The organism is Variovorax boronicumulans, from assembly GCF_019352895.1.
Classification (GTDB): domain Bacteria; phylum Pseudomonadota; class Gammaproteobacteria; order Burkholderiales; family Burkholderiaceae_C; genus Variovorax; species Variovorax boronicumulans_A.
The window spans coordinates 627,720-652,515 of sequence record NZ_JAAAFX010000009.1 but is presented as its reverse complement, the minus strand read 5'-3'; the positions used below and the strand labels follow the sequence as shown (position 1 = coordinate 652,515).

18 protein-coding genes are annotated in these 24,796 nt (G+C 68.2%); 6 read left to right on the top strand and 12 right to left on the bottom strand.

Annotated elements, in window-relative coordinates; all coding sequences use genetic code 11:
* Positions 1–5 precede the first annotated feature (5 nt).
* The 5 genes from K0H49_RS22120 (at position 6) to K0H49_RS30915 (ending at position 4,905) form a co-directional block, all read left to right on the top strand.
* Positions 6–365 (top strand): hypothetical protein, encoded by a 360-nt coding sequence (locus K0H49_RS22120; RefSeq protein WP_219217091.1) that lies wholly within the window; start codon positions 6–8, stop codon positions 363–365.
* Positions 356–1,189 (top strand): cytochrome c oxidase assembly protein, encoded by an 834-nt coding sequence (locus tag K0H49_RS22115; protein WP_219217089.1) that lies wholly within the window; start codon positions 356–358, stop codon positions 1,187–1,189. Before K0H49_RS22120 ends, K0H49_RS22115 begins: the two co-directional genes overlap by 10 nt.
* 161 nt (positions 1,190–1,350) lie before the next feature.
* A complete protein-coding gene (locus K0H49_RS22110) occupies positions 1,351–2,373 on the top strand; it encodes a PDR/VanB family oxidoreductase (protein ID WP_219217087.1) in 1,023 nt (340 codons plus the stop codon).
* 49 nt (positions 2,374–2,422) lie between these two features.
* Entirely contained in the window at positions 2,423–3,499 is a 1,077-nt protein-coding gene (locus K0H49_RS22105; protein ID WP_219217085.1) for an acetamidase/formamidase family protein, read from the top strand.
* A gap of 419 nt (positions 3,500–3,918) precedes the next feature.
* Positions 3,919–4,905, top strand: a complete 987-nt coding sequence (locus K0H49_RS30915) for an AraC family transcriptional regulator (RefSeq protein ID WP_219217083.1) — start codon at positions 3,919–3,921, stop codon at positions 4,903–4,905.
* 76 nt (positions 4,906–4,981) lie between these two features.
* Here K0H49_RS30915 and K0H49_RS22095 read toward each other — a convergent pair whose 3' ends face one another.
* The 11 genes from K0H49_RS22095 to mgrA form a co-directional block, all read right to left on the bottom strand.
* Entirely contained in the window at positions 4,982–5,605 is a 624-nt protein-coding gene (locus K0H49_RS22095; protein WP_219217081.1) for an NADPH-dependent F420 reductase, read from the bottom strand.
* A 69-nt stretch (positions 5,606–5,674) separates the two neighbouring features.
* Positions 5,675–7,198, bottom strand: coding sequence for an ABC transporter substrate-binding protein (locus K0H49_RS22090; protein ID WP_219217073.1), 1,524 nt, complete (start codon positions 7,196–7,198; stop codon positions 5,675–5,677).
* Positions 7,199–7,229: 31 nt separating this feature from the next.
* Positions 7,230–8,042, bottom strand: a complete 813-nt coding sequence (locus K0H49_RS22085) for a TauD/TfdA dioxygenase family protein (RefSeq protein ID WP_219217071.1) — start codon at positions 8,040–8,042, stop codon at positions 7,230–7,232.
* Between the two features lie 103 nt (positions 8,043–8,145).
* A complete protein-coding gene (locus K0H49_RS22080) occupies positions 8,146–10,053 on the bottom strand; it encodes a dipeptide ABC transporter ATP-binding protein (RefSeq protein ID WP_257625069.1) in 1,908 nt (635 codons plus the stop codon).
* 3 nt (positions 10,054–10,056) lie between these two features.
* On the bottom strand, positions 10,057–10,938 hold the full coding sequence (locus K0H49_RS22075; protein ID WP_219217069.1) for an ABC transporter permease: 882 nt from the start codon (positions 10,936–10,938) through the stop codon (positions 10,057–10,059).
* Positions 10,935–12,011, bottom strand: a complete 1,077-nt coding sequence (locus K0H49_RS22070; RefSeq protein WP_219217067.1) for an ABC transporter permease — start codon at positions 12,009–12,011, stop codon at positions 10,935–10,937. Before K0H49_RS22070 ends, K0H49_RS22075 begins: the two co-directional genes overlap by 4 nt.
* 23 nt (positions 12,012–12,034) lie before the next feature.
* Complete coding sequence (locus K0H49_RS22065) at positions 12,035–13,267, bottom strand: aromatic ring-hydroxylating oxygenase subunit alpha (RefSeq protein ID WP_219217065.1); 1,233 nt, start codon at positions 13,265–13,267, stop codon at positions 12,035–12,037.
* A 282-nt stretch (positions 13,268–13,549) separates the two neighbouring features.
* The gene (locus tag K0H49_RS22060) at positions 13,550–15,076 is read right to left on the bottom strand and encodes an ABC transporter substrate-binding protein (protein ID WP_219217062.1); all 1,527 of its coding nucleotides are present in this window, start codon (positions 15,074–15,076) and stop codon (positions 13,550–13,552) included.
* A gap of 66 nt (positions 15,077–15,142) precedes the next feature.
* Positions 15,143–15,997 (bottom strand): TauD/TfdA dioxygenase family protein, encoded by an 855-nt coding sequence (locus K0H49_RS22055; RefSeq protein ID WP_219217061.1) that lies wholly within the window; start codon positions 15,995–15,997, stop codon positions 15,143–15,145.
* A gap of 171 nt (positions 15,998–16,168) precedes the next feature.
* A complete protein-coding gene (locus tag K0H49_RS22050) occupies positions 16,169–17,296 on the bottom strand; it encodes a porin (protein ID WP_219217059.1) in 1,128 nt (375 codons plus the stop codon).
* Between the two features lie 250 nt (positions 17,297–17,546).
* Positions 17,547–18,590 carry an L-glyceraldehyde 3-phosphate reductase gene (gene mgrA / locus K0H49_RS22045; RefSeq protein WP_219217058.1) on the bottom strand — a complete coding sequence of 348 codons (1,044 nt, stop codon included), beginning with the start codon at positions 18,588–18,590 and terminating at the stop codon, positions 17,547–17,549.
* Between the two features lie 250 nt (positions 18,591–18,840).
* Here mgrA and K0H49_RS22040 point away from each other — a divergent pair, with 250 nt between their 5' ends.
* Positions 18,841–19,377, top strand: a complete 537-nt coding sequence (locus K0H49_RS22040) for a hypothetical protein (RefSeq protein ID WP_219217056.1) — start codon at positions 18,841–18,843, stop codon at positions 19,375–19,377.
* A gap of 37 nt (positions 19,378–19,414) precedes the next feature.
* Here the strand turns inward: K0H49_RS22040 and K0H49_RS22035 are convergent, their stop codons facing one another.
* The gene (locus tag K0H49_RS22035) at positions 19,415–24,760 is read right to left on the bottom strand and encodes a DUF4011 domain-containing protein (RefSeq protein ID WP_219217054.1); all 5,346 of its coding nucleotides are present in this window, start codon (positions 24,758–24,760) and stop codon (positions 19,415–19,417) included.
* Positions 24,761–24,796: the final 36 nt, after the last annotated feature.

The following is a 24,796-nucleotide window of genomic DNA, read 5'->3' as shown; positions in this document are numbered from 1 at the left end:
TGCGCATGCCTTTTGCCACCCATCCCTTGCAATTGCTGGCAGGCCTGAGCGTCTGGGCGCTGTGGTTCGTCGTGGTGTATGGCGGCCTGTCGGTGGCATGCAGCGCAGCCTCCGCGGACGCGACGGCGCAGCGTGGCGTGTTCAGCGGCATCAACCTGCTGCTCGCCGCCGTGACCCTGGCGACCGCCAGCGGCCTCGCATGGGCCGCGCTCGCCTGCGGACGCGCGGCCTCGCGCATCGACAGGGCGGCCGACGGCGGCGTCGGGCGGTTCATCGCCCGCTGCGCGTCGGCCTTGCATGTGGTCGCCGCCCTCTCGACGCTCTTCGTGGGCTTCCCGTTGCTGCTGCTCTGGCCATGCATCTGAGCGGGCGCATCGCCATCGCGCTGGCCGTGCTGCTGGGCGCGACGTCCGCGCATGCCCACGGTGCCATCTTCTCGGGTGACGCCGCGCACGCGCCCATCTGGCTGTCGCAGGCCGTCTTCGTGGTGGCGTGGTTCGCCTATCCCTTCGGCGCGGCCCGGAAGCGCCCCAGCTTCGGCCGACGCCTCGCCTTCCACGGCGCCATGCTGGTGGCCGGGCTGGCCCTCTTCGGGCCCTTCGACGATTGGGCCGAATCCAGCAGTGCGCTTCACATGGTGCAGCACATGCTGCTGATGGTGGTCGTGGCGCCGCTGCTGGTGGTGGCGCGCCCGCTGCCGCAGTGGCGTGCGCTGCTCGGCCCGTCGTCGGACGTGGTCTGGCGTCCGCTGCTTCAACTGGGCCGTCGCCCGGGCACCTGTGCCTTGCTGCATGCCGCGGCCATCTGGATCTGGCATGCGCCGGGACCGTACATGGCCGCGGTGGTCCACACCGGCCTGCACGTGCTCGAGCACCTGTCCTTCCTGCTGACCGGCTGGCTCTTCTGGTGGTCGGTGCTGCAGGCCGGCCGCAGTGGCGCACCGGCCGCCGCGATGGCGCTGCTCTTCACCGCCACCCACACCGGCATGCTGGGCGCGTTGCTCACCTTCGCGAGCACGCCCCTGTACTGGCGCGAATCGCGGGAGCTCTGGGACCAGCAGATGGCCGGCCTGGTGATGTGGGTGCCGGGCGGCTTCATCTACCTCGGTGTGGCGGCCTGGGCGGGCCTGCGGTGGCTGGAACGCGACGTGCCGGCGGAAGCCGTGCGTTCGCCTTCACGACATCCGTAGCGCCGGTCGAGGCCTCGCTGGCTGTACGGCATCGCCGAGCCGCGCCCGCCGCACGGCGGCCCGGCAACAAGCCCCCGTGCACCCACGCGCAAGACACCCTCAAGCGGCGTCCCTAGCATCACCCCACAGTGATCCAAGCGACCTTCCACCCCCTTCACCGCATGTCTTCCGCACCCCTCATCCAGTGCACCGCGGCCCCCGCGTCGCCGATCGATCCGAGCCCATGGTTCGCGCTGCAGGTCGTGGCCCGGCGCAACGAGACGCGTGACATCGTCGTGTTCGACCTGGCGCGCGCCGACGGCGCCGTGCTGCCGGCCTTCAGCGCCGGCGCCCACCTCGAAGTGAAGATCGCCGGGCTGATCCGGCACTACTCCCTGTGCAGCCCGCCGGCCGATCGTGCGCGCTACCGGATCGCGGTGCAGCGGGAAGTCGGCGGTCGCGGTGCTTCGATGCAGCTGTGCGACACCGCCGCGGCCGGCGACACGCTGACGGTGCGCGGCCCCCTCAATCATTTCGCCCTGCACGCGCCCATCGAACAGCCGCCGCTGCTGCTGGCCGGCGGCATCGGCGTGACACCGGTGCTGAGCATGGCGCTGGCCCTGACGGCGGCTGGTACCGATTTCGAACTGCACTTCAGCGGCCGCTCGCTGGAGCACATGGCCTTCCTGCCGCTGCTGCGCTCGGGCCTCTTCGGCCACCGGGTACATCTCTATGCCGACGACGGCAGGGGCGTGGGCGCCATGGACCTCCCGACCCTGCTGGGCCGCGGACGCCCCGGACGCCACCTCTACGTGTGCGGGCCCGGCGGCATGATCGACGCGGCCGACCGCATCGCCCGCGAACAGGGTTGGGCCGGCGACCACATCCATTTCGAACGCTTCGGCGCGCCCGCGCCGGCACCGGTCGAGGGCGGCTGCGAAGCCTTCGAGGTCGAGATCGCGTCGACCGGCCGCCGCATTCCCGTCGCGGCCGACCAGAGCGTGACGCAGGCCCTGGCCGCAGCTGGCGTGCAGATCCCGGTGTCCTGCGAGGTCGGCGTGTGCGGCAGCTGCCGTACGCGGGTGCTGGCGGGCGTGCCCGACCACCGCGACCTGCTGCTGAGTGCCGAGGAGCAGGCGGCCAACACCGCGTTCACGCCCTGCTGCTCGCGCTCGAAGACGCCCTTGCTGGTCCTGGACCTCTGAGCGCCCGCCCTCCTCCCCTGTTTCCTCCACCACCGCCAAGAGCACCCCGATGGCCCTCATCTGCGAACACAACCAACGCCGCGCCCCTGTCGAACCCGGCGCGCTGCACATCCTGCGTGCCACGCCACAGAACGTGCATTGGGGCTACTTCGATCCGGCGCAGGCGCCCTCGCTCAAGGTCAAGAGCGGCGACCTGGTGCATGCCGAGGCCATCACGCACCATGCGGGCGATGCCCCCGAGCTGATGATGGACGACGCGGTCTGGAAGATCTTCAAGGAGATCCCCGAGGAGGACCGCAACCCCGGCGTGCACATCATGACCGGCCCGATCCATGTCGAAGGCGCCAAGCCGGGCGACATGCTGGAGGTGCGCTACCACCGCATGACGCCGCGCAACAACTACGGCTCCAACCTCGCGGCCAACTGGGGCTACCTCTACAAGGAATTCGACGAGAAGGAACGCGTGACCATCTACGAACTCGACCCGAACTCGAACAATGCACGCGCGATGTACGCCTACGACTTCCCCGGCAAGTACCTGGTGCCCGGCACGGTCACCGAATGCCCGGTGTGCGACCGGCAGGAAGCGCTCAAGGGCGTGCGGGTGCCGGTGCGCCCCCACCTCGGCACGGCCGGCGTGGCGCCCAACGTGCATGGCCGCGTGAGCACCATCCCGCCGGGCCTGCACGGCGGCAACATCGACAACTGGCGCATCGGCGCGGGCGCGACCATGTACTACCCGGTGCAGGTCGACGGCGCGCTGTTCTCCATCGGCGACCCGCACGTGTCGCAGGGCGACGGCGAGATCAGCGGCACGGCCATCGAGAGCTCGCTCAACGTGACGATGCAGATCATCCTGCGCAAGGACTTCTTCTTCCCCTCACCACTGCTCGAGACCGAGGATTCCTTCATCGTCCACGGCTTCGACCCGGACCTCAACGTGGCCACGCGCAACGCCGCGCTCGACATGCTCAAGCTCCTGAACGAGCACCACGGCCTGTCGCGCAACGACAGCTATTCGCTGATGAGCGTGGCTGCCGACTTCGGCGTGACGCAGGTGGTCGACGCCACGCAGGGCGCGCATGTGCGCATCCCGCGCGACATCTTCCCGCCCAAGGGGTTCTGAGCCGGCGCGCACCATGATCCGCTGGGCGACCGGCCCGGACAGCGCTTCGACCGCAGGCCCGCGTCGCCGATCACGGGCCTGCGCTCCCGGGGGGGCGCGTACCGTTTCGTGGGCGACGAGAACACCATTGCGGTGCACACGCCCCTGAAGTGCCTGAACGGCGGCCACCGCGGCACCAGGCTGGCGACGGTGCGCGCCGTCAGGCACATCACCTGACAGCGCGGCACGCCTCCCGGCCAGCAACCGACGCGCAGCCCGACGCGCAACGCCGAACCGGCGCCCAGTCGCCACGGCACGCACGGCGACTTGTCGATCGGCGCCTCCGCCCTCGCGGTGGCCGGAAAATTGCTCAGGACCTTGACGCAAGTCGAAGAACGGCCGCATCCGCACCGTTCAGAACCAGCCACCGGAGGTCCACCGTGAATGCATGGAATGTTTCCACCCATACCTACACACAGGGCGAACGCTCGCGCGTCTGGCAGCAGGCGCTGACCCGCCTGCACCTGCCTGCCGTCGGCCAGCTCGGCACCCATTCCGCCTTCCACGGCGACGTAGCCAGCCTGGTGTCGCCGCAGGGCATCGAATTCGCCCGCATGAGCGCCTCGCCGCAGACCATCTCGGGCCGCTCGGCCGACCAGCCCTTCTCGGTCTGGCTGTCGATCCTGATGGAGGGCCGCTTCGCCTTCGGCGGCAGCCAGGGCGAGCCGATCATCGACCTGATGCCCGGCGACATCATCTACGGCCCGACCGGTGTCGATTCCACGCTCACGCTCAAGAGCGACTTCCGCATGCTCTACGTGAAGATCCCGCAGCTGATGCTGCATCCGCGGCTGGTCAACCTGGGCTCGCTGCGCACCGGCACCCTGTCGGGGCACAAGGCCATCAACCGCATCTTCGCCGGCATGCTGGCCTCGGTGGCCGACAACATGGAGGCGCTCGACGCCGCCGAGCTGCGCCCCATCGAGCTGGCGCTGACCGAGTTCGTGGTGGTGAGCCTGGCCGGCAGCACCGCGCTGCAGACCTTCGGCAGCGCGGCGCGTCTCGTGCACTATCAGCGCATCTGCCAGTCGATCGAGAACCAGCTGGGCGACCCCGAGCTCACGGTCGGAAAGATCGCCGCCGAGCAGCATGCCTCGCTGCGCTATGTGCAGAAGCTGTTCGAGGCCGCGGGCCACAGCTTCGGCCACTACCTGCGCCAGCGGCGGCTCGAGCGCTGCCGCTCCGACCTGCAAAGTACGCTGCATCGCCACCTGTCGATCTCCGACATCTGCTTCCGCTGGGGTTTCAGCGACCCGGCCCATTTCAGCCGCAGCTTCCGCGCCGAGTTCGGGACCACGCCGCGGGCCTACCGGCAGGCGCAGCTGGGGCTCGTCGAGAGCGAGAGCGCCGAGGCGCAGGGCGACTGAAGCGGCGGCCTGGCGCAAAAAAACCCGGCGGCTGCCGGGTCGGTGGGAAGGGCTTCGCGCCCGTTTTCGCCTGCTCTCAGCGCTGGAGCCAGGCCGGCGCGATCTGCGTGCCCAACCCCGCGCCGTAGCCGAAGTAGATGTTCAGGCCCGCCACCGGCTCGAGGTAGCGCGCATTCTTCAGGCCACCCGCGTCGACTGCATCGAAACCGATGCTCTCGATCAGCGCCTTGACCGTGTCCTTGGCCTTGGCTTCGTCGCCGGCGAAGAACACGCTGCCCTTGGCGTCGCCGAAGCCCGCGCCTTGATGCATGACCTGCGCGAACAGGGTGTTGAAAGCCTTCACCACATGCGCGGTCGGCACGGCCTTGGCGATCTCCTCGGCCGCCGAGGTGCTGAAGCCCACGGTCAGGCCCATGTAGTCGGCCGTCAGCGGGTTCGAGACGTCGACGATGACCTTGCCCTTGAGGTCGCCCAGCGCGGCGAGCGCAGCCGGCGCCTGGTCGTAGGGCACGGCCAGCACCAGCACCTCGACGTTCTTCGCGGCCTGGTCGAGCGGCAGCGCCTGCGCGCCCAGCGATTCGGCCACGGCCTGGACCTTGTCGAGCGAGCGGCCGGTCAGCGTCACCCGGTGGCCGGCCTTGACGAATTGCTTGGCGAGGCCGGAGCCGACGTTGCCGTAACCGACGATGGTGAGTGTCATGTGGATGTCCTTGAGAAAGAGGATGGGGGTTGGAAGGTGCCGCGGCGATGCGGCGAGGAAAAAAACGGCTCAGACCCAGCTGTAGGGAATCAGGATGCCGCTCCGGTACGGCTTGAAGCCCAGGGACTTCTTGGCGACGATGGTGCTCAGGCCGAGGAACAGCGGGATCGAATAGCCCTGCGCCACCTGCCACATGTCGAAGGCCTTGAAGCCCTCGATGCGCTTGGCGTAGTCGGGCTCGCCCATCAGCGGATACAGCCTGGGCGGGATGTCCTCGCCCTTCCAGATCGAGAAGCTCATCTTCGGGTCGAGCATGTAGCCCGAATAGGTGCCCGGGTCGCCCGCGGCCGGATTGAAGGGCTTGAGCACCGGGCCGTCGAACTTGCCGGTGCGCTGGTACTCGTAGAGCGCCGGGCTGTCGAGCACCTGCAGGTTGACCTCGATGCCGACCTTCTGCCACATCTGGGCGATCACGCGCGCGGTGTCGAAGTCGCTCGCGAACACGCCCTTGCTCGTGTAGAAATTGAGCTTGGCCGGGTTGGCCGCGTTGTAGCCCGAAGCCGCCAGCAGCGCCTTGGCCTTCTCGGGATCGAAGACGATCCTGAAGTCCGGCACATAGGCCGGGAAGCCCGGCCCGGCGGGCATGGAGACCGCGGTCGCATGGCCGCCGAACAGCGCCTTCGAGATCGCCGCCTTGTCGATCGCATGATGGCAGGCCAGGCGCACGTTCCTGTCGGTGAGGATGCCCTTGTTGGCCATCTGCAGGAAGATCACGCCGGTGGTCGAGTCCAGGTGCGGCGACAGGCCCGGCAGCGCGCCCAGGCGTTCGGCCTCGCGCACCGGGATGTTCATCGTCAGGTCGGCCTGGCCGGCCTGCATCGCGGCGGCGCGGGCGGTCGGGTCCTTGGTCACCTGGAACACCAGCCGCTTCACCTTGGCCGGCCCGAGCCAGTAGCCCTCGTAGGCCTCGAGCACGATGCGCTGGTCGCGCTGGTACTCGACCAGCCGGTACGGGCCCGAGCCGATCGGCCTGGCCTCGAAGCCGTCTTTGCCCACCTTCTCGTAGTAGGCCTTGGGCAGGATATAGGCCGGGATGTCGGCGAACATCACCGGCGCGATCGCCATCGGCGTGCTGAACTTCACCACCGCCTTGAGCGGGGTCGGCGTGTCGATCGATTCGATCGCCGACCACACGCCCGCCAGCAATGAGGCCTTCTGCGCGCGCGGCCGGTCGAGGAAGGAGAACTTGAAATCGGCCGACGTGAGCCGGTCGCCGTTGTGGAAGGTCACGCCGTCGCGGAAGTTCAATTCCAGCAGCGTGCAGTCCTTGTTGAGCCACTTGAAATCCGACACCACGCTGGGCGCGAATTGGAGGTCCGGCGCGAGCTCGAGCGGCTGGTCATACACGCACTTGATGACGGCCGACTGCGTGGGATTGAGCGACACCGGGTCCCAGCTCAGGATGTCCATCGGGAACGCGACGGTCACGGTGCGCGCGTCCTGCGCGAACGCACCGGTGCCGAAGGTGGTGGCCATCGTCGCGCCGAACAGCGCGAGCGGCAGCTTGGTGACGAAATCTCTGCGGTGGGTCATGGGAAGAAGCGCTCCGTGAAGGAAAGTCGGTTCAGAAGGGCTTGTCGCCCTGGATGGTCACGCGGTGGCCCGAACGGGTCTGGGGGTAGTAGTCCCACACCGCGTGGTGCTCGACGCAGCGGTTGTCCCAGAACGCGACCGAATGCGGCTGCCAGCGGAAGCGCACCTGGAAGTTCGGGTTCTGGCAGTGCGCGAAAAGAAAGCGCAGGACCGCATCGCTCTCGGGCTTGTCGAGGCCCACGATGTGGGTCGTGTACTGCGCATCGGCGAACAGGCACTTGCGCTTCGTGACCGGGTGCGTGCGCACGATGGGCTGGGCGGTGGCCGGAAAGCGCTTGCTCGGGTCGCTGGTGTACTTGCGATAGATGTGCTCGGCGTCGTGCACGGCGGTCAGGCCTTCGAGGTAGGCCTTCATGCGCCCGGACAGCGCCTCGTAGGCCGCGTACTGGCTCGAGAACAGGGTGTCGCCACCGATCGGCGGCACGATGTGCAGGTGCAGGATGCTGCCCATCGGCGGCTCCTCGTTGCAGCTCAGGTCGGAGTGCCAGCTCTCGCCGGCCACCGACTTGGAGTTCGCGTCGCCATGGATCGGCACCACGTAGGGATAGCCTTCCACGCCGAAACCGCCGGTGTGCAGCACCAGGTCGCCGTAGTGGCGCGCGAAGCGCTGGTGCGATTCGAAGTCCAGCTTCTGGTCGCGGAAGAACACCACCTGGTGCGTCATCAGCGCCTCGTGGATCTCGTGCACCTGCTGCGGGTGCAGCGGTTGCGTGAGGTCGACGCCGCCGATCTCGGCGCCGATGGTGAGCGTCATGGGCGCCACCTGGATCGTCTCGTATTGCATGAACAAATCACTCCTGAAGGACTTCATTCTTGGGCGGCGCCACCCGATTCCTCTTGCATCGCCGCGCATGGCGACTTGAGGGAAAGCGGCGCCGGCCCGGGCCTCACGCCGGCCAGCGCTGGCCGAGGTCGCGCGGCGGCACGGCCGCCAGCAGGCTGCGGGTGTAGTCGTGCTGCGGGTCGGCCAGCACGCGCTCGGTCTCGCCGCTCTCGACCACCACGCCCTGGTGCATCACCAGCACGCGGCTGCAGAGGTAGCGCACCACCGCCAGGTCGTGCGAGATCAACAACAGCGAGATCTTGTGTTCGCGCCGGATGCGCAGCAGCAGGTTGAGGATCTGCGCCTGCACCGACACGTCGAGCCCCGAGACGATCTCGTCGGCCACCAGCAGCTGTGGCAGGTCGCACAGTGCGCGGCCGATGTTCACGCGCTGCCGCTGGCCGCCCGACATCTGGGAGGGAAAGCGCGTCAGCATGTCGGGCGCGAGGCCGACGTCGCCCACCAGCTCGCGGGCGCGCGCTTCGCGGTCGCTGTGGAGGTTGGGCCGGCTTTCCATCGACTGGGTGACCAGGCTCTGCACGCGGCGCCGCGGATTGAGGGCCGAGCGCGCGTCCTGGAAGATCATCTGGATCGAGGCGATGCGGCGCTCCCAGTCCTCGGCCTTGGCGACCAGGGCCCGGCCGTTGAGCAGGATCGTGCCTTCGCTCGCGCTCTCCAGCCCCATCACCAGCCGGGCCAGGCTCGATTTGCCGCTGCCGCTCTCGCCCACGATGCCGACGAATTCGCCGGGCGCGATGCTGAGGTGCACGTCCTTCACCGCCTGCACCGGCGTGTCTCGACGCAGCCAGCTGCCGCGCGGCCGGTAGGTCTTCGACAAGCCCTGCACCTGCAGGAACGGCGACTCGCTCATGCGCGGCGCCTGGAAGAGGGTCGCGTCGCTCGCGTCCGCCGCCAGCAGCGGCTCGGGCGCGGCGGCGCCGTGCACGCAGCGTACATGGTGGCCGGGCAGCACCTCGCGCATCGGCGGCACGCTGGTGGCGCAGGCCTCGGTCGCGACCGCGCAGCGCGGCTGGAAGCGGCAGCCTTTCAGCGACGGAAAGTCGCTGATGCCCGGCATCTGGCCCGGCAGCGAGAACAGCAGCCGGCGCGGGCCGGTGAGGTGCGGGTTGGCGCGCTGCAGCGCCTGCGTGTAGGGATGCAGCGAGCGCGTGAAGATCCGCTTGGCCGGGCCGCGCTCGGCCATCTCGCCCGCGTAGAGCACCACCAGTTCGTCGCACACGTGCGCAGCCAGGCCCAGGTCGTGCGTCACGAAGACCACGCCGGTGCCGCGCCGTTCCTGCAGCCCGCGGATCAGCGTGACGATGTGCGCCTGCGTGCTCGCATCGAGCGCGGTGGTGGCCTCGTCGGACACCACCAGCTGCGGATCGCCGGCGAAGGCCATCGCGATCATCACGCGCTGGCACATGCCGCCCGAGAGCTGGAAGGCGTACTTGTCGAGCACCTGCGCGGGCTGGTGGATGCGCACCTCGGCCAGCATCGCAGTCGCGCGCTCGCGCCACTCGTCCTTGGCGATGCCCAGGCGCAGCAGGTGTTCCTGCAGCTGCTGGCCGATGGTGAGCACCGGGTTCAGCGCCGTCATCGGCTCCTGCGGGATGAAGGCGATGCGCGCGCCGAGCAGGCGCCGGTGGTCCTCGGCCGGCATGCCGAGCAGGTCGTCGTCGCCGAAGCACAGCGTGCCCGCGTCGACCGCGAAGCCCTCGGGCAGATGTCGCGCGAGCACCCGGCCGATCATGCTCTTGCCGGCGCCGGACTCGCCGACCAGGCCCAGCGTGGCGCCGGCCCGCAAGGTGAAGCTCAGGTCGCGTAGCACCTGCAGCCGCTCGGGCCGGCCCGGTGCGGACACGGTCAGGCCGCGGGCCTCGAGCAGCACGGCACCGGCGGGTCGGGTCAGTGCGGGCGGCACCGGCGGCACCGCGGTCTCGAGGGGCATGGCATGGGCAGGAAGGCTCATCGCTCAGCTCCCCGAACGGTTGAACAGGCGGGGATCGGTCGTGCGGCGCAGGCCGTCGCCGAGGCAGGTGGTGGCGAGCACGGTCAGCACCGTGCACAGCACCGGCGCGATCAGGCCCCAGGGCGAACTGAACACGCTCTTCAGGCCGTCGGCGATCATCACGCCCCAGGTCGGCACGTTGGGCTCGACCGACATGCCGACGAAGGACAGGATGCTCTCGGCCACCACCGAAATGCCCATCTCCAGGCTGATCAGCGAGATCAGCGTGGGCAGGATGCCCGGCACGATGTCTTTCATCACCACCTGCCAGTGCGATGCGCCGGTGATGCGCGCGGCGGCCACGTAGTCCTTGCGGCGCAGCACCACCACGTCGGCGCGGATCACGCGGCAGAAGCGCGTCCAGTCGACCAGGATGATCGCGATGATCACGTTCAGCAGGCCCGGCGACAGCGCCACCATCAGCACCAGCGCCAGCACGATCGCGGGAAAGGACATCCACAGGTCGACCATGCGCAGGATCGCCCATTCGGTGCGCCCGCCGCGGTAGCCCGCGACCAGCGCCAGCGTGCAACCCAGCAGCGCGGCGCCCAGCGGCGCGGTGAGCGCGATGATCACGGTGACGCGGGTGCTGTAGATCAGCCGCGACAGCACGCACTGGCCGAGCGCGTCGGTGCCCAGCGGAAAGGCCCGGTCGCCGCCCGGGGCCCAGGCCGGCGGCAGCAAGGTGCTGAGCAGGTCCTGCTCGTTGGGGCCGTGCGGCGCGAGCCAGGGCGCGAAGACCGCCAGCGCGATCAGCAGCAGCAACAGGCCGGCGCCGATCACGACGCGAGGTTCGCCGAGGACGCGCCGCAGCGGCGCCGGCGCGGAGAGGGACAAGGTGCTCATGGCGTTCGCAGTCGGGGGTTGAGCAGCAGCAGGACCGCGTCGGTGACCATGTTCACCGCCTGCACGGCGACGGCATAGGTCAGCGCCAGCCCCTGGATCATCGGCAGGTCGTGGCCGCCGATGGCGTTGACCATCAGGCTGCCGATGCCGGGAAAGCCGAAGATGGTCTCGATCAGCAGCGTGCCGCCGATCACCGTGCTGGCCTGGATGCCCAGCATGCTGACCGTCGGCAGCGCCGCGTTCTTCAAGGCGTGCCGCATCAGGATGCGGTTCTCGCTCAGGCCGCGCAGGCGCGCCGCGGCCACGTAGTCCTCGGTGTAGGCGTCGAGCAGGCTCGAGTGCAGGATGCGCATCAGCGGCGGCGCGATGCCCAGGGACAGCGCGATCGAGGGCAAGGCCAGGTGCTTCATCGCGCTCCACAGCGCCGCGAAGTCGCCCGCCACCAGCGCATCGACCAGCAGGAAGCCTGTGACGGGCTGCACCCTCAGGCCGGCATCGAGCTGTCCGAGGAAGGGCAGCCACTGCAGGCCGATACCCACGCCCAGGATCAGCAGGATCGCCCAGAGGAACTCGGGCACCGAGATCGAGATGCTGTTGATCACTTCGACCGCGCGCTCGATGCGCGTGCCGCGGTAGCGAAAGGCCAGCAGCCCGCCGCCGATGCCGAAGACCATGCCCAGCAGCAGGCCGCAGGCGATGAGCTGCAGCGTGGTGGGCAGCGCCTTGAGGATCAGCGGCGTGACCGCCAGCCCCGACTGCATCGTGCGGCCCAGGTCGCCGTGCAGCGCGTGGCCCAGCCAGATGCCGAACTGCACCGGGATCGGCTTGTCGAGGCCGAGCGCCGCGGTCAGCGCCTGCACGTCGGCCGGCGTGGCGCTGGGCGGCAGCAGCATGCCCATCGGGTCGGCCGGCAGCACGCGCAGCACGAAGAATACCAGCGCCGCGAGGAACAGCAGCATCGGGATGCGCCAGAGGATGCGCCACAGCGTCGGCAGGGCACCGAGGGCGCGGCCTGCAATGGCACCCGGGCGACCGGCCGGCACCGGGCGGGGAAGCGCAGAGGAAGTGGACATGGCGAGGCGTTCCGCGGTAGCGCTCAGCAACTGTGCGCCGCTGCCGTGTCGGCGACGGGTCGGATGGGAATGCGCACGCCCTTCTTCCCGCCGGCCTTCCAGGTCGACTGGTAGCGCGGCACCAGCCAGTTGTTGAACTCGCGCTGCGCCTGCTCCTGCCAGGAGTAGCGACCGCGGGTCGCGAAGCGCGAGCGCAGGCCGACCTGCACCAGCTCGTCGACATGCAGGTCCTGCGCGATGATCTCGTTGGCCGCGTGCATGTTCATCGCCATGCGCTGCTGGAACAGCGGGTCCTGCATGGCACCGGGCGCGAACAGCAGGCCGGTGTCCATCTCGTGCGTCTCGGGGCCGTCGGCGCGCAGGATCATGTAGATCACCATGTCGCTCATCATCACCAGCGACAGCGTGGGCGGGATGTTGGCGAACATCATGCGGTTGCGCTCCTCGAGCGTGAGCTTCGGGAACACCGGCAGGATCGCCTTCTGCGTGGCGTTGAAGCTCGCATCCTGGTGCAGCGTGCCGTTGAAGCGGTAGTAGCCGGCGGTGGTCTCGGGCAGCTCCGGGAAGCTCGCCATCGCGCTCGGCACGAAGTCGTGCAGCGGGCCGTGGTGCAGCCGGTTGGCGTGGTAGCCGTCGTTGTTGTTCTCGAACATGACCTTCCAGTTCCAGGCGAAATGCGCCGGCTTGTCAGGCCGCGGGCCATCGAGGTTGGCCAAGTCGAAGTTCGCCAGCGCCTCGGTCACTTCCGCGAGGCGCGGCGCGAGCGGCGCGGCCGCCGGATCGAAGTTCACGAACACGAAGCCCTGCCAGACCTCGACCTGGAGCGTCGGCAGGCAGAAGGCCTTCTTGTCGAAGCCCACGGTCTGCTCCATGGCCGGCGCACCGATCAGTTCGCCGTCGAGCGAGTAGGCCCAGTGGTGGTACGGGCACAGGAAGGCCTTGGCGTTGCCGTGGCCCTCGGCCACCAGCATGGCGCGGTGCTGGCAGACCGAGGACATGGCCTTGATCTCGCCCAGCCGGTTGCGCGCGATCACCAGCGGCTCGCCGATGATCTTCGTCGTGAAATAGTCGCCGGCCTTCGCCACCCACGATTCGCGGCCGACGCACAGCCATTCATGGTTGAAAACGGCTTCCTTCTCGAATTCGTAGAAATTCCGATCGGTATAGCAGACCGGGGGCAATGCCCGCGCTTTTTGAACGGACAGGACCGAGCTGTCGAGTTCTTCGAAGAATTGGTCCGTGGGATGAAAAGTCATTGCTGCGCTTTCAGAATGAATTCTTTTGGAGGAATTGGAATTTCCGAAAAGAAAGGCTTTTGGATGCAATGATCTTAGGAGTCGCCCCCGAATGGGTCTTGGCGTCAGGCGCACGGGCAATGGCCTGGGTGCGCACCATCTTGGGCCGTGGGCGATCGAGAGCGGCGTGCAGCGAGACATCGGTTTCGACCCATAGCGAGAACCGCGCCACCGCCTGAATACAGACGCAAAAAAAGCCGCGGCATTGCGGTGCCGCGGCTTTTGCAGGATCGGCGTCGGCTGTCAGGCCTGCCAGTAATACGGCAGGATCCAGCCGTTCTTGAAGGGCCTGTAGGCGGCCTCGGCCTTCGCATAGGCCACCGTCGAGACACCCTGTACCAGCGGCAACGAATAGCCCTGTTCCACCGCCCAGACGTGGAATTTCCGGTAGCCCTCGATGCGCTTCCGGTCGTCGAGCTCGACCAGCAGCGGATCGAGCTGCGTCGACACGTCGGCGCTGCGCCAGACCGAGAAGCTCTTCTTGGGATCGAGGTAGTAGCCGGCCGAGAGCTCCGGGTCGCCGGTGGCATTGGTCCAGAACCAGAGCGTCGGGCCCTCGAGCTTGCCGGCCTGCACCTTGGGGTAGTACTGCGCGGTCTCGATGACTTCCAGCGCCGCCTCGATGCCCACCTTCTTCCACATCTGCACGATGGCCCGCGCGATCTCGAAGTCGTTCGGGTAGATGCCGTTGGTCGCGAAGAAGCGGAACTGCACCGGCTTCTGCGGCCCGTAGCCCGCGGCCTTGAGCAGGGCCTGCGCCTGGGCGGTATCGAAGGCGAAGCGGTAGTCGGGCGCATAGGCCGGCGTGCCCGGCGCTGCCGCGGTCGACAGCGGCGCCGCGATGCCGTTGAAGAAGGCCTTGGAGATCGCCTGCTTGTCGATCGCGTGGTGCATCGCGAGCCGCACGTTCCTGTCGACCAGCGGGCCGCTGTTGACCATCTGGATCAGGTAGGTGTCGACCGTGGGCGTGAGGCTGTTGGCCAGGCCCTTGCTCTGGCCCAGGCGCAGCGCCTCGCGCATCGGCAGCGCGACGGCCACCTGCACCTGCCCCGACTGCACGGCCGAGACGCGCGTGGTCGGGTCCTTCACGACCTGGAACACCAACCGCTTGATCTTCGCCGGCCCGCGCCAGTATTTGTCGAAGGCCTCGAGCGTGATGCTCGCATCGCGCTGATGGTCGACCAGCCGGTACGGGCCCGAGCCGATGGGCTTGGCGAGGAAGCCGTCGAGCCCGACCTTCTCGAAGTAAGCCTTGGGCAGGATGAAGGCCGCGCTGTAGCCCAGGAACTGCGGCGCCGTGACCATCGGCTTGGCGAAGCGGACGATCGCCCGCTTGGGCGTCGGCGTGTCGATGGCGGTGATGCCGCTCCAGATGAAGCTCAGCTGCAGCCCCTTCTCGGCGCGCAGCCGCTCGAAGAAGGTGAACTTGAAATCCGCCGACGTCAGCTTGTCGCCGTTGTGGAAGTACACGTCGTCGCGCAGGTCCAGCTGCAGCACCAGGCCTTCCTTGTCGAGCCACTCCCAGGCGGTGACCACGCCGGGCTGGAGTGTCGAATCGGCCGTGTATTCCAGCGGCTGGTCGAACACGCACTTGAACAGCGCGGTGGGGTTGGGCGCGGCGCTGCGGCTCGGGTCCCAGCTCGGCACGTCGATCGGATAGGCGATGCGCACCTGCTCGGTCGCCGCGCTGGCGTCGAGGCCCCATTGCGCGAGCAGCAGGCCGGCGAGGCCGGTGGAAACGGACTGCGTGAATTGGCGGCGATGGATCATGGCGGTTCCTCAGCGGGGAAAGAAAACCTCCGGCGCGACGGGTGCGGCGGAGGTCGGTGCAGCGGATCAGTAAGGCTTGTCGCCCTTGACCCAGAGCCGATGGGCCTCGCGGATGTACTTCTTGTCGTCGAACAGGGAGCCGGTGTGCAGCGAGCAGCGGTTGTCCCAGACCAGCAGGTCGCCGACCTGCCACCGATGGCGGTAGACGAACTCCGGCTGCGTCGCGTACTCGACCAGCGACTCGACCAGGTCCACGCCCTCGGGGTTGTCCATGCCGACCACGCCCTTCACCGTGCCGCTGCTGGGCCACAGCGCCTTGCGGCCGTTGGCCGGATGGGTGCGGATCAGCGGATGGATCACGTCGGGGTTCTCGGCCTTGAGCTCGGCCGAGAGCTCGCGCTTGGCATAGAGCCGCGTGGTCATCAGGTGCTCGTAGCTGTGGTGCACCTTCAGGCCGTCGAGCTCGGCGCGCTTCTCCTCGGTCAGCGCGTCGTAGGCGGCGCACATGTCGGCCAGCAGCGTGTCACCGCCCTCGGCCGGCACCTCGACCGCATAGAGCATGGTGCACATCACGGGTTGCTCCTTGTAGGAGTAGTCGGTGTGCCAGCCCACGCCGTCGCGGTGGCTGCCGATCGGCTTGCCGCCGACCTCGCGGTTCGAAAGCATGTAGATCTCCGGGAAGCCCGGCATCGTGTGCTCCTTGATGGTGTGGCCCTCGGGTTCGCCGAAGGCGCGCGCGAAGTTCACCAGTTGCGCCGGCGTGAGCGACTGGCCGCGCAGCAGCACCGCGCCGTGCAGGTTGAAGGTGTTGACCACCTCCTGCAGGGTCTCGGCGTCGCCGGCGGACACGTCGATGCCGAGCACTTCGGCGCCGTAGTTGTCCTTGAGCTTGCGGATGGAAAGGGTGTCGACGGTGGTCATGGGGTTCTTTCGGACGGAGCGTTCAAAGGGGGGCGGCAATCGGAATGCCGCATGTCATGCGGGCGAGCAAGTCACATGCCGGCCGTGGCGAGAAAGGCTGGCCGCGTTCTGAAGATGCACAGCCACCAGTAGCGCAATGGCATGGTCGGATTCATGCGCCCCACCCTTCTTTCAGAACGAGTGCACGAGCGCGACGCGGTAGGTCGTCTGCGCGTTGTCGCTCGATGGCTGCATGTAGAAGGCCGCTCCCTGCGAGGCGTTGACCTTCGACGAACTGCGCAGGTACGACACCGAGGCGTAGACCGTGGTGCGCTTCGAGAAGCTGTAGCGCACCGCCCCGGTGTACTGGTTCCACTTGTCGTCTTCCATGGTCACGTGCTGGTAGCCGCCGACCAGCGCCCACGGGCCGTCGAGGAAGTACATGCCGCCGATCTCGTAGACGTTCTGCGTGGTGCTGTTGGCGCCCTTGGTGAAACGGGTGGCCGTGGTGTTCGCCGCCAGCAGGAACTTCTCGAACTTGTAGCTCGCGCCGATGCCGGCCACCTCCTGCTTGTCGACGGTGAAGCCGGCGCCCGTGACCGGGTAGAAGTCGACCACGCTGTTGGGCGTCGGGCCCTGCGCCGCCGAGGGCAGGCCCATGAACGAGTACACGCCGGTCTGGGCGTACGGGAAGACCGTGGTGTCGTTGATGCGCACGTAGGCCGCGCCGATGGTGAGCGCGCCGTTCCGGTAGCCGCTGCCCAGGCTGAACTGGCTCTTCTTCTTGAAGGCGTCGATCTGCTCGCCGAAAGCGAACATGGCGCCGAAGGTGAAGCCGCCGAAATTCGGGCTCAGGTACTTCACCGAGTTGTCCATCTGCTTGCCGGAAATGCGGTCGTAGTCGCCCTGGTGGCCCGCGTAGACGCTGGCGAAGCCGCCGTAGTTGAACTGGGTCAGGTACTCCCGCACGAAGTCGTACTGGCGGCCGGCGGTGAGGGTGCCCAGCGACGCACTCTCGAGGCCGACCCAGGCCTGCCGGCCGAAGCCGCGGCCGCCCTGCGCCAAGGTACCGTTCTTCAGGTTGAAGCCCATTTCCAGGTTGAACAGCGCGCGCAGTCCGCCGCCCAGATCCTCCGCGCCGCGGAATCCGAGGCGGTTGCCGTAATTGGCGCCGTCCGCAAACCGGTATTCGCTGTAGCCGCGTTCATTGTCGATGTAGGTCAGGCCGGCATCGATGATCCCGTAGATGGTGACCGAACTCTGGGCGTGCGCAGAAAAGGAGATGGCAGCGACAGCACCCAAAATACAACGCTTGATCATTTCAATACCTTCAGTGTTCCGAGATGAAAGAACCATGCGTTTTCAACGTGGGAAAAACGCAGCTCCGGCACGCACATGGAATTGATTCCTCCTCTCGTGTCATGCCGGTGCTTTCAGGTTATTTCAGGCCACCGCGCTCCCTCTTGTTCCAATACGTTCAACAACTTGCAAATTGCCGCATCGGCTTCTTTTGGCGGTTTTCCGTTCATTTGCAATCAAGTCGGACATCGATGCGACACACGGACATGCATCAGATCCGCTGGTCGGTCGAAGGCTTTTCCCAGAGGTTCACGCCGCCATCGATCAGGTGCCGATCGATCTCCGCCAATTCGGCGGCGGTGAAGTCCAGGCGTTCGAGCGCCTTCACGTTCTCCCGGATCTGGCGGGCGCTGCTGGCACCGATGAGCACCGAGGTCATGCGCCGATCCCGCAGGATCCAGGCCACCGCCATCTGAGCCAGCGTCTGGCCGCGGCCCCGGGCCAGTTCGTCGAGCATGCGGACGGCCGCCAGGTTGCGTTCGCTCAGGTGCGAGGCCGGCAGCGAATCGCCGCCCGGCTGGTTGATGCGCGCATCGGCCGGGATGCCGTTCAGGTACTTGTCCGTGAGCAGGCCCTGTGCCAGCGGCGTGAAGGCGATGCAGCCCGCGCCCAGCGTCTCGAGCGTGCCGGTGAGCTCCGGCTCGATCCAGCGGTTGAGCATGTTGTAGGCCGGCTGATGGATCAGCAGCGGCACCTGATGCGAGGCCAGCAGCGCCGCGAACTCGCGCGTCTTGTGGGCCGAGTACGAGGAGATGCCCACATACAGTGCCTTGCCCTGCCGCACCGCGCTCGCATAGGCGGCGGCCGTCTCCTCGAGCGGCGTGTCGGCATCGAAACGGTGCGAGTAGAAGATGTCGACGTGGTCCAGGCCCATGCGCCCGAGCGACTGGTCGAGGCTGGCGAGGACGTGCTTGCGCGAGCCACCGCCGCGCCCGTAGGGCCCGGGCCACATGCTCCAGCCGGCCTTGGTGGAAATCACCAGCTCGTCGCGGTGCGTGCGGAAGTCTTCCTTCAGGTGGCGGCCGAAGTTGCTCTCGGCGCTGCCGAAGGGCGGGCCGTAGTTGTTGGCCAGGTCGAAGTGCGTGATGCCCAGGTCGAAGGCGGTGCGCAGCATGTCGCGCTGGCGCTCGAAGGGCGTGCTGTCGCCGAAGTTGTGCCACAGGCCCAGCGACAGCACGGGCAGCTTGAGCCCGCTGCGGCCGGTGTGACGGTAGTGCATTTGTTGGTAGCGCTCGGCGGCGGCGATGTAGGTCATGGCGGTGCTTTTCTCCGGGGGACAGGGGATCGCGGCCGGGGCGCCGGCCTGCCGGGAAAGGCTAAGCGGATCGACCGTGCGCTTCTTGTCTCAACGCGCCCGGACTCTTGCCCGCAGCCAGGGGCGCCGCCTTGTCCCGGGGATTCGGGCACCTGCCGTCGCGCCACGATGCGCCGCGCAGCGCGTCTCCACGGACCGCGGACTAAAGCGGCAGAATGGGCCAGGCATCTGCCTCGCCCTGGCATCGAACATGATCGAACTCTTCAAGGCGGCCACCCTCTGGCCCGCGCTGGCTGGCGTGGCCGTCGGTTTCATCGCCTTCCGCAAGGACGCGCATGCGATCCAGATCGCCAGCGTGAGCGGCGAACGAGCGAAGTGGCGCAGCGACATGCGCGCGCTCGCCGCGGAGATCGCAGAGTTCCAGCTGCTTCCGGTCCAGGCGTCGATGCCCGGGCGGATCTGGAAGCTCCGCGCGAAGCTGGCGACCTCGCTCAATCCCAAGGACCCGCTCGACGTCGAGATCCTCGAGCACTTCGACCGCCTGTTTTTCCAGGACGCGACCGACATGGACGTGTTCATCGAGCGCATCGCCCTGCTGCTCAAGCACGACTGGGAACGCGTCAAGGCTGACGCGCTTCCGCTCCATGTCGCCCTCTGGCACGCCATCTGGCGCAGGCCGCCCGAATGGAAGGACGAGGACTACCGGCAACCTGCCGACGCGCTGCTGCGCACCGAGGGGCCGCAGGACCGGTGGCCGAATCCGCATCGGGACCCGAAGCGACCGTAGCGCGCTTCGGACCGCCGGCCGCGCCCTCGCTCAGGGCTCAGGGCGCGGCCGCCACCTCGGCCGCCGGTGCTGGCTCCGCTGCGTCGGCCGTCAAGCCCTCCAGCAACAGCCTGAGCTTGCGCACCTCCGCTTCCGGATCGAGCCACCAGTCCGTCGACCAGATGCGATGGATCTGCCAGCCCAGCCCTTCGAGCACGTGCTGGCGCAGCCGGTCGCGGTCGCGTGCGGTGGCGCCGGAGTGATAGGCGCGGCCGTCGCATTCGATGCCGACCAGGTAGCGGCCCGGCGCCCGTGGATCGACCACCGCCAGGTCGATGCGGTAGCCCGAGCAGCCCACCTGCGGATGCACCGTCCAGCCGGCTTCGCGCAACACCTTGATCACGGCCACCTCGAAGGGGCTCTCCGGGTCGACCCCGGTCGGCACCTTCTGCTCCACCAATGCGCGTGCACCGCGGATGGCGAATTCCAGGTAGTGCTTGAGGTCGCGCACGCCGGCCGCGCGCACGCGTGCCAGGTCGATCTGCTCGGGCATCAGGCTGCTGTAGATGACCACGCCTTCGCGCGCCCGCGAGATCGCCACGTTGAGCCGGCGATGGCCGCCCTCCCCGTTCAGCGGCCCGAAGTTCATGGTCGTCTTGCCCGCGGCGTCGGGGCCGTAGGTGATCGAGAAGAAGATGATGTCGCGCTCGTCACCCTGCACGTTCTCCAGGTTCTTGACGAAGAGCTTCTCGCGCACCTGGGCCGCGATGGCGCGGTCGAGTTCGGGGTTGGCGTGCCGGCGCGCATCCAGCAAGGTGTCGATCAACGCCTGCTGGGTCTGGTTGAAGGTCACGACACCGAGCGTCAGCTCGCGCTTCTTCGGATCGAGGTAGTGCGCCTCGATGCCTTCGACGATCGCCTCGGCTTCGGCCCGGTTGGTGCGGCTGCCGCCGCGGTCGTAGACGCCCGCCACGCGCTGGAATTTCACCGCCAGGTCGTCCGTGACCGGCGACGGGAAGGTGATCAGCGAGTCGTCGTAGTAGCGGTGGTTGCTGAAGGTGATCAGGCTCTCGTGTCGGCTGCGGTAGTGCCATTGCAGGCTCAGCTTGTTCATGCCCGCGCCCATGCATTCGTCGAGGATGCTCTCCAGGTCCTCCACGCGCTCGTCGTCGGCCGCGCTGGCTTCGTCGCTGTCCGAGGACTTGTTGAAGAAGTTGGTCGGCGGCAGCTGCTTGGGGTCGCCCACCACCACCACCTGCTTGCCGCGCGCGATCACCCCCACGGCATCCCAGACCGGGATCTGCGAGGCCTCGTCGAAGATCACCAGGTCGAACTGCGAGAAGCCTGCATCGAGGTACTGCGACACCGACAGCGGCGACATCAGCAGGCAGGGCTTGAGCTGCGGCAGCAGTGTCGGCATGGCCTGCACCAGCTGGCGCACCGGCATGTGGGCGCGCTGCTTCTGCCGTTCGCGCAGCAGCCGGCCCATCTCGCTGGTGGGCTTGGCGGCCACGCCGGCCGACGACGGCACCTTGGCCGCGAGCGTGGCCGCCAGGTATTGCTCGGTGAGCTTCTGGAAGTTGGCATCCGCGGCACGGAATTCGCGGATCTTGCGCTCGTGCTCCGCGCTCGCGAAGTTGCGCAGGATCGGGTCCACGTCGATGGCCTTCTTGGCCCACCAGTTCCGGTAGCTGAACTCGAAGTGCGCTTCGATGTCCTGCAGGGCGACCTTGCCGGCCTCGAGGTCGGCGACCAGTCCCTGCAGCCCGCCGGCAATGGCGCGGTCCCGCGCATTGCGCCACAGGCACCAGGTCTGCAGGCGCGGCCTGGCCGACTGCCATCCGGCCAGCACGCCGCGCACGCGTTCCAGCGCGCCATCGGCATGGCCATCGCCGACGATCGGCGCGGCGGGCCGGGCCAGTGCCTCGACCTCGGCCAGGCCTTCGCGCATCTCGCGCCAGGCCGCGCGATAGGCCAGCAGATCGCGGCCAATGCGTGCGCCGGGTTCGAGCAGGGCCCGGCTCTCGGCCACCAGGGGCTGCAGCGAAGCGCGCAGCGCGGCGGCCCGCGGATCGTCGCCGGCCGCCAGGCGCACGACGGCGTCCGCGAACCGGTGGGTCCAGGCCTCGTGCGAAGCCAAGGTGTTCCAGTCAGTGCCGGTGCCATGGTAGACCTCTTCGAGCAGGCTCTGCGCCTCGGCCTGCATCGCGCGCAGCACCTGGTCTTCTTCGTTGAGGTCGACCAGCGGCTGCAGCATGGCCTCGACCTGCGCGGCCGTGGGCCGCTGGCCGTCGGTGCGGAAGGCCGCGAGCTTGCCGGTCACGGCGCGCTTCCTGAGCAAGGCGCTCAACCACCAGGCCGCGCGGGCCGCCGACCATTCGGCGAGCAGTTCGGTGCCGTTCAGTTTGGCGAGGGTCGGCGTCCATCCCGCGCCGATGCGCGCCCAATGTCCTGCCCGCGCCGTGCCATGGCGCACCAGCGCGTTCACGCGCGCCCGCGCGCCGCTGTCGTGCGCCTGCCGCGCCAGGCTCACCGGCACCTTCGGAGCGCCGAGCAGTTCGTCGGCCAGTGCATCGAGATGCGCGAAACCTTCCATGCTCAGGCCGGTCAGCGGCAAGCCCAGCACGGGCTCCAGCGCCGCCGACCGTGCCTGCAGCGCGTCGACCCGCGTCACCAACTGCTGGCCGGCCGCCAGCAGCGTGTCGCTCCAGGTTGGGCTCCACTCGGTCATGCCGATCAGGCGCAGCGGATGGGCATCGAGGCCGCCGATCGAGCCGGCCAGCGTCGCCATGCTGCGCGCGATCTCGCGCAGCTGGTCGAGCTCTGCGCGCTGGTGCGTCAGCGCGTCCGACCAGGGCATGGCCGAAGCTTCTTTGCTGGGCGAGCCGATACAGGTGCCGATCGCGTCGAAGACCGTCAGGCCGTTGGGATAGGCCCGGTGCAGCGCGTCGACCAGGCCGTTGAGTTCCTGGCGCAGCTGCGCCAGGCGCTCGGCCTCGCGCGACCAGTCCTCGGTGCTGCGCTGGCCCGCCACGTCGAGCGCGATGCCCAGCTGTTGCAGCACCTCCGACTTCTTCGATTTCGACGAGTGCAGTTCCAGGCAGAAGGGCCCGAGCCCGATGGCCTCCAGCCGCCGATGCACCACCGACAGCGCGGCCATCTTCTCGGACACGAACAGCACGGTCTTTCCCTTGCCCAGGCTGTGCGCAATGATGTTGGTGATGGTCTGGCTCTTCCCCGTGCCCGGCGGGCCTTCGAGCACCAGGTCGCGGCCGGTGTCGACGGCGCACAGCGCTTTCAGCTGCGACGAATCCGACAGCAGCGGCGCCAGGATGTCCTGCGGCTTGAAGCTCTGGTCGAGCCGGTCGAACTCGCCGGCCTCGCCGTCGCGTTCGAAGGGCTGGCCGGGGTTCTCGATCAGGTGCCGGACCACGCGGTTGGCCTTGAGCTGCGCGGTGCGGTCCTGCAGGTCCTTCCACATCAGGTACTTGGTGAAGGAGAACAGGCCCAGGCAGGCCTCCTCGCGCACCTCCCAATGCTTGATCTCGGCCACGGCCAGGCGGAAGGCCTGCAACACGCGCTCGACGTCCACCCCCTTCTCGTCGCTGGGCAGCGCATCGAGCCCCGGAATGCGCAGCTCGAAGCTGCTCTTGAGGAACTGCAGCAGGGTCGGGTTGACGATGGTCTCGTCGTCGTGCCGCGTGAGACGGAAACCCGAACGCACCGACTGGCGCTGCAGCGTGACCGGCACCAGCAGGATGGGGGCCATGTTCCGGCGCTCGGACTTCTCGTCCTCTGTCCAGCGCAGCAGGCCGATCGCCAGGTACAGCGTGTTGGCGCCGCCTTCCTCGAGGCCGGTGCGCGCGGCGGTGTGGATCGCCAGCAGCCGCGCGTCGAGCTCCTCGGCCTTGACCTCCGCCAGCAGCTCGCGGTTGTCCAGGGCCTGCAGCGCCATGTCGTCCAGCGGCGAACGCCCGCCGCGGTTCGCATGCACCTGCGCCATGCGCGGGTCGGCGCCTTCCATGAGCGCGGGCACGGCGCGCAGCTTGAAGTCCTTGCCCTCGGCCAGCACGTCTTCCAGCCGGGCCAGCTCGGGCGCGACGAACTTGAGCGTGGTCTTCGTGACCTTGAAGTTCAGCAGCTTGTTGCGCAGCGTGAGGTCGAGCAGGCGCGCCTTCCACTTGGCAAGGCGCCCTTCGGGCGTGTCGTCGACCGGGAAGTCGATGACGGCGTTGGCCGCGTCGAGTTCGGGCAGATGCGGCATCGGTTCGATGACCGCGCCCGGCTGCACCTCGGTGGCACCGTCGCCGGGCGCGACCGGCACCGCGCGCGAGGGCAGCGGCTTGATCTGCACTTCACGCGCCCGATGAATGTCGATGGCATAGCGGAAGCCCTCCTCGTCCCGCAGATGCTCGCCGCCGGATTCCATCGCGATCCGGAGGCTGGGCCGCTGGCTGTGGTGGCGCGCGATGCCGGTGGTCTCGAAGACCAGCAGCTCGCCGCTGTCGACCCGCTTGCGCACGGCCAGCAGATCGTCGGTCAGCGGATCGGGGAAGCTCGTGGGGTGCAGCCAGACGCCGACCCAGGCATGGCCTTCCTTGATCAGCACCACCGGCCGCAGGCCGGCCTGCTCGAAGCAGGAGGCGAAGAGCATGGCCAGGTCCAGGCAGGTGGCCACGCCGGCGTCCAGGATGCGGTCGGGCGTGCGGATCTTCTGGCCGTCGCTGCCGAAGGAGGCCGGCGGCTCGGCATAGTGCAAGCCCGCCGCGGCCAGCGTGCTGTAGACGGCCGAGACCTGCTTCCACACCACCTCGCGGCTCTTCGACTGGTAGCCGTTCATCAAGAGCTCGTGGTGCGCACCGCGCAGCAGCGCCGAGGCCTTGCCGACCCACACGTCGACCGCCGGATTGTTGGGCATGCAGAAGGCCGCCAGCAGTTCGGGCAAGGCACGGGTGCCGGCCCACTGGTCGTAGGCCAGCACCTGGACCGCCTGGCTGGCTTGGCCCAGTTCCGTCGTACCGGAGCGCACGGTGACGCCGATCGTGGCCGTCACAGCCTCCTGCAATTGCGCCAGGTAGGCATGGTCCGGCTGGAGGTCGAGCGGCGAGATGCGGCGCGATTCGCCGGGCGCCAGGCGCTCGAAGCGCAGCATGATGCCCTCGGCGAAGCGCGGGTTGCAGCTCACGACGACTTCGATGTGTTCCAGCGCGTGGGCGCCACTGTTCCTGATCCGAAGGGCCCGCACCACGGGCACGGCGTTCTGGATGGAGGCGTAGCCGAGCGTGGGGTCGGCTTCGATCTCGACGGCCACCGGCCCGGTCGAGGGGATCGGCTGGCCCGGTTCAGAGGCGGTATTCGGGTTGCTTCCGTCTTCTTCTCGCGCTTCGTTGTCGGGGCCGTTCATTCGCTCGTTCCATGCATTGATGCGGGTCATTTTGCA

Bases quoted from the DNA above. Each gene is read 5' to 3' on its own strand.
- K0H49_RS22120 (WP_219217091.1), top strand. From the start codon at position 6: ATGCCTTTTGCCACCCATCCCTTGCAATTGCTGGCAGGCCTGAGCGTC.
- K0H49_RS22115 (WP_219217089.1), top strand. From the start codon at position 356: ATGCATCTGAGCGGGCGCATCGCCATCGCGCTGGCCGTGCTGCTGGGC.
- K0H49_RS22110 (WP_219217087.1), top strand. From the start codon at position 1,351: ATGTCTTCCGCACCCCTCATCCAGTGCACCGCGGCCCCCGCGTCGCCG.
- K0H49_RS22105 (WP_219217085.1), top strand. From the start codon at position 2,423: ATGGCCCTCATCTGCGAACACAACCAACGCCGCGCCCCTGTCGAACCC.
- K0H49_RS22095 (WP_219217081.1), bottom strand. From the start codon at position 5,605: ATGACACTCACCATCGTCGGTTACGGCAACGTCGGCTCCGGCCTCGCC.
- K0H49_RS22090 (WP_219217073.1), bottom strand. From the start codon at position 7,198: ATGACCCACCGCAGAGATTTCGTCACCAAGCTGCCGCTCGCGCTGTTC.
- K0H49_RS22085 (WP_219217071.1), bottom strand. From the start codon at position 8,042: ATGCAATACGAGACGATCCAGGTGGCGCCCATGACGCTCACCATCGGC.
- K0H49_RS22080 (WP_257625069.1), bottom strand. From the start codon at position 10,053: ATGAGCCTTCCTGCCCATGCCATGCCCCTCGAGACCGCGGTGCCGCCG.
- K0H49_RS22075 (WP_219217069.1), bottom strand. From the start codon at position 10,938: ATGAGCACCTTGTCCCTCTCCGCGCCGGCGCCGCTGCGGCGCGTCCTC.
- K0H49_RS22070 (WP_219217067.1), bottom strand. From the start codon at position 12,011: ATGTCCACTTCCTCTGCGCTTCCCCGCCCGGTGCCGGCCGGTCGCCCG.
- K0H49_RS22065 (WP_219217065.1), bottom strand. From the start codon at position 13,267: ATGACTTTTCATCCCACGGACCAATTCTTCGAAGAACTCGACAGCTCG.
- K0H49_RS22060 (WP_219217062.1), bottom strand. From the start codon at position 15,076: ATGATCCATCGCCGCCAATTCACGCAGTCCGTTTCCACCGGCCTCGCC.
- K0H49_RS22055 (WP_219217061.1), bottom strand. From the start codon at position 15,997: ATGACCACCGTCGACACCCTTTCCATCCGCAAGCTCAAGGACAACTAC.
- K0H49_RS22050 (WP_219217059.1), bottom strand. From the start codon at position 17,296: ATGATCAAGCGTTGTATTTTGGGTGCTGTCGCTGCCATCTCCTTTTCT.
- mgrA (WP_219217058.1), bottom strand. From the start codon at position 18,590: ATGACCTACATCGCCGCCGCCGAGCGCTACCAACAAATGCACTACCGT.
- K0H49_RS22040 (WP_219217056.1), top strand. From the start codon at position 18,841: ATGATCGAACTCTTCAAGGCGGCCACCCTCTGGCCCGCGCTGGCTGGC.
- K0H49_RS22035 (WP_219217054.1), bottom strand. From the start codon at position 24,760: ATGAACGGCCCCGACAACGAAGCGCGAGAAGAAGACGGAAGCAACCCG.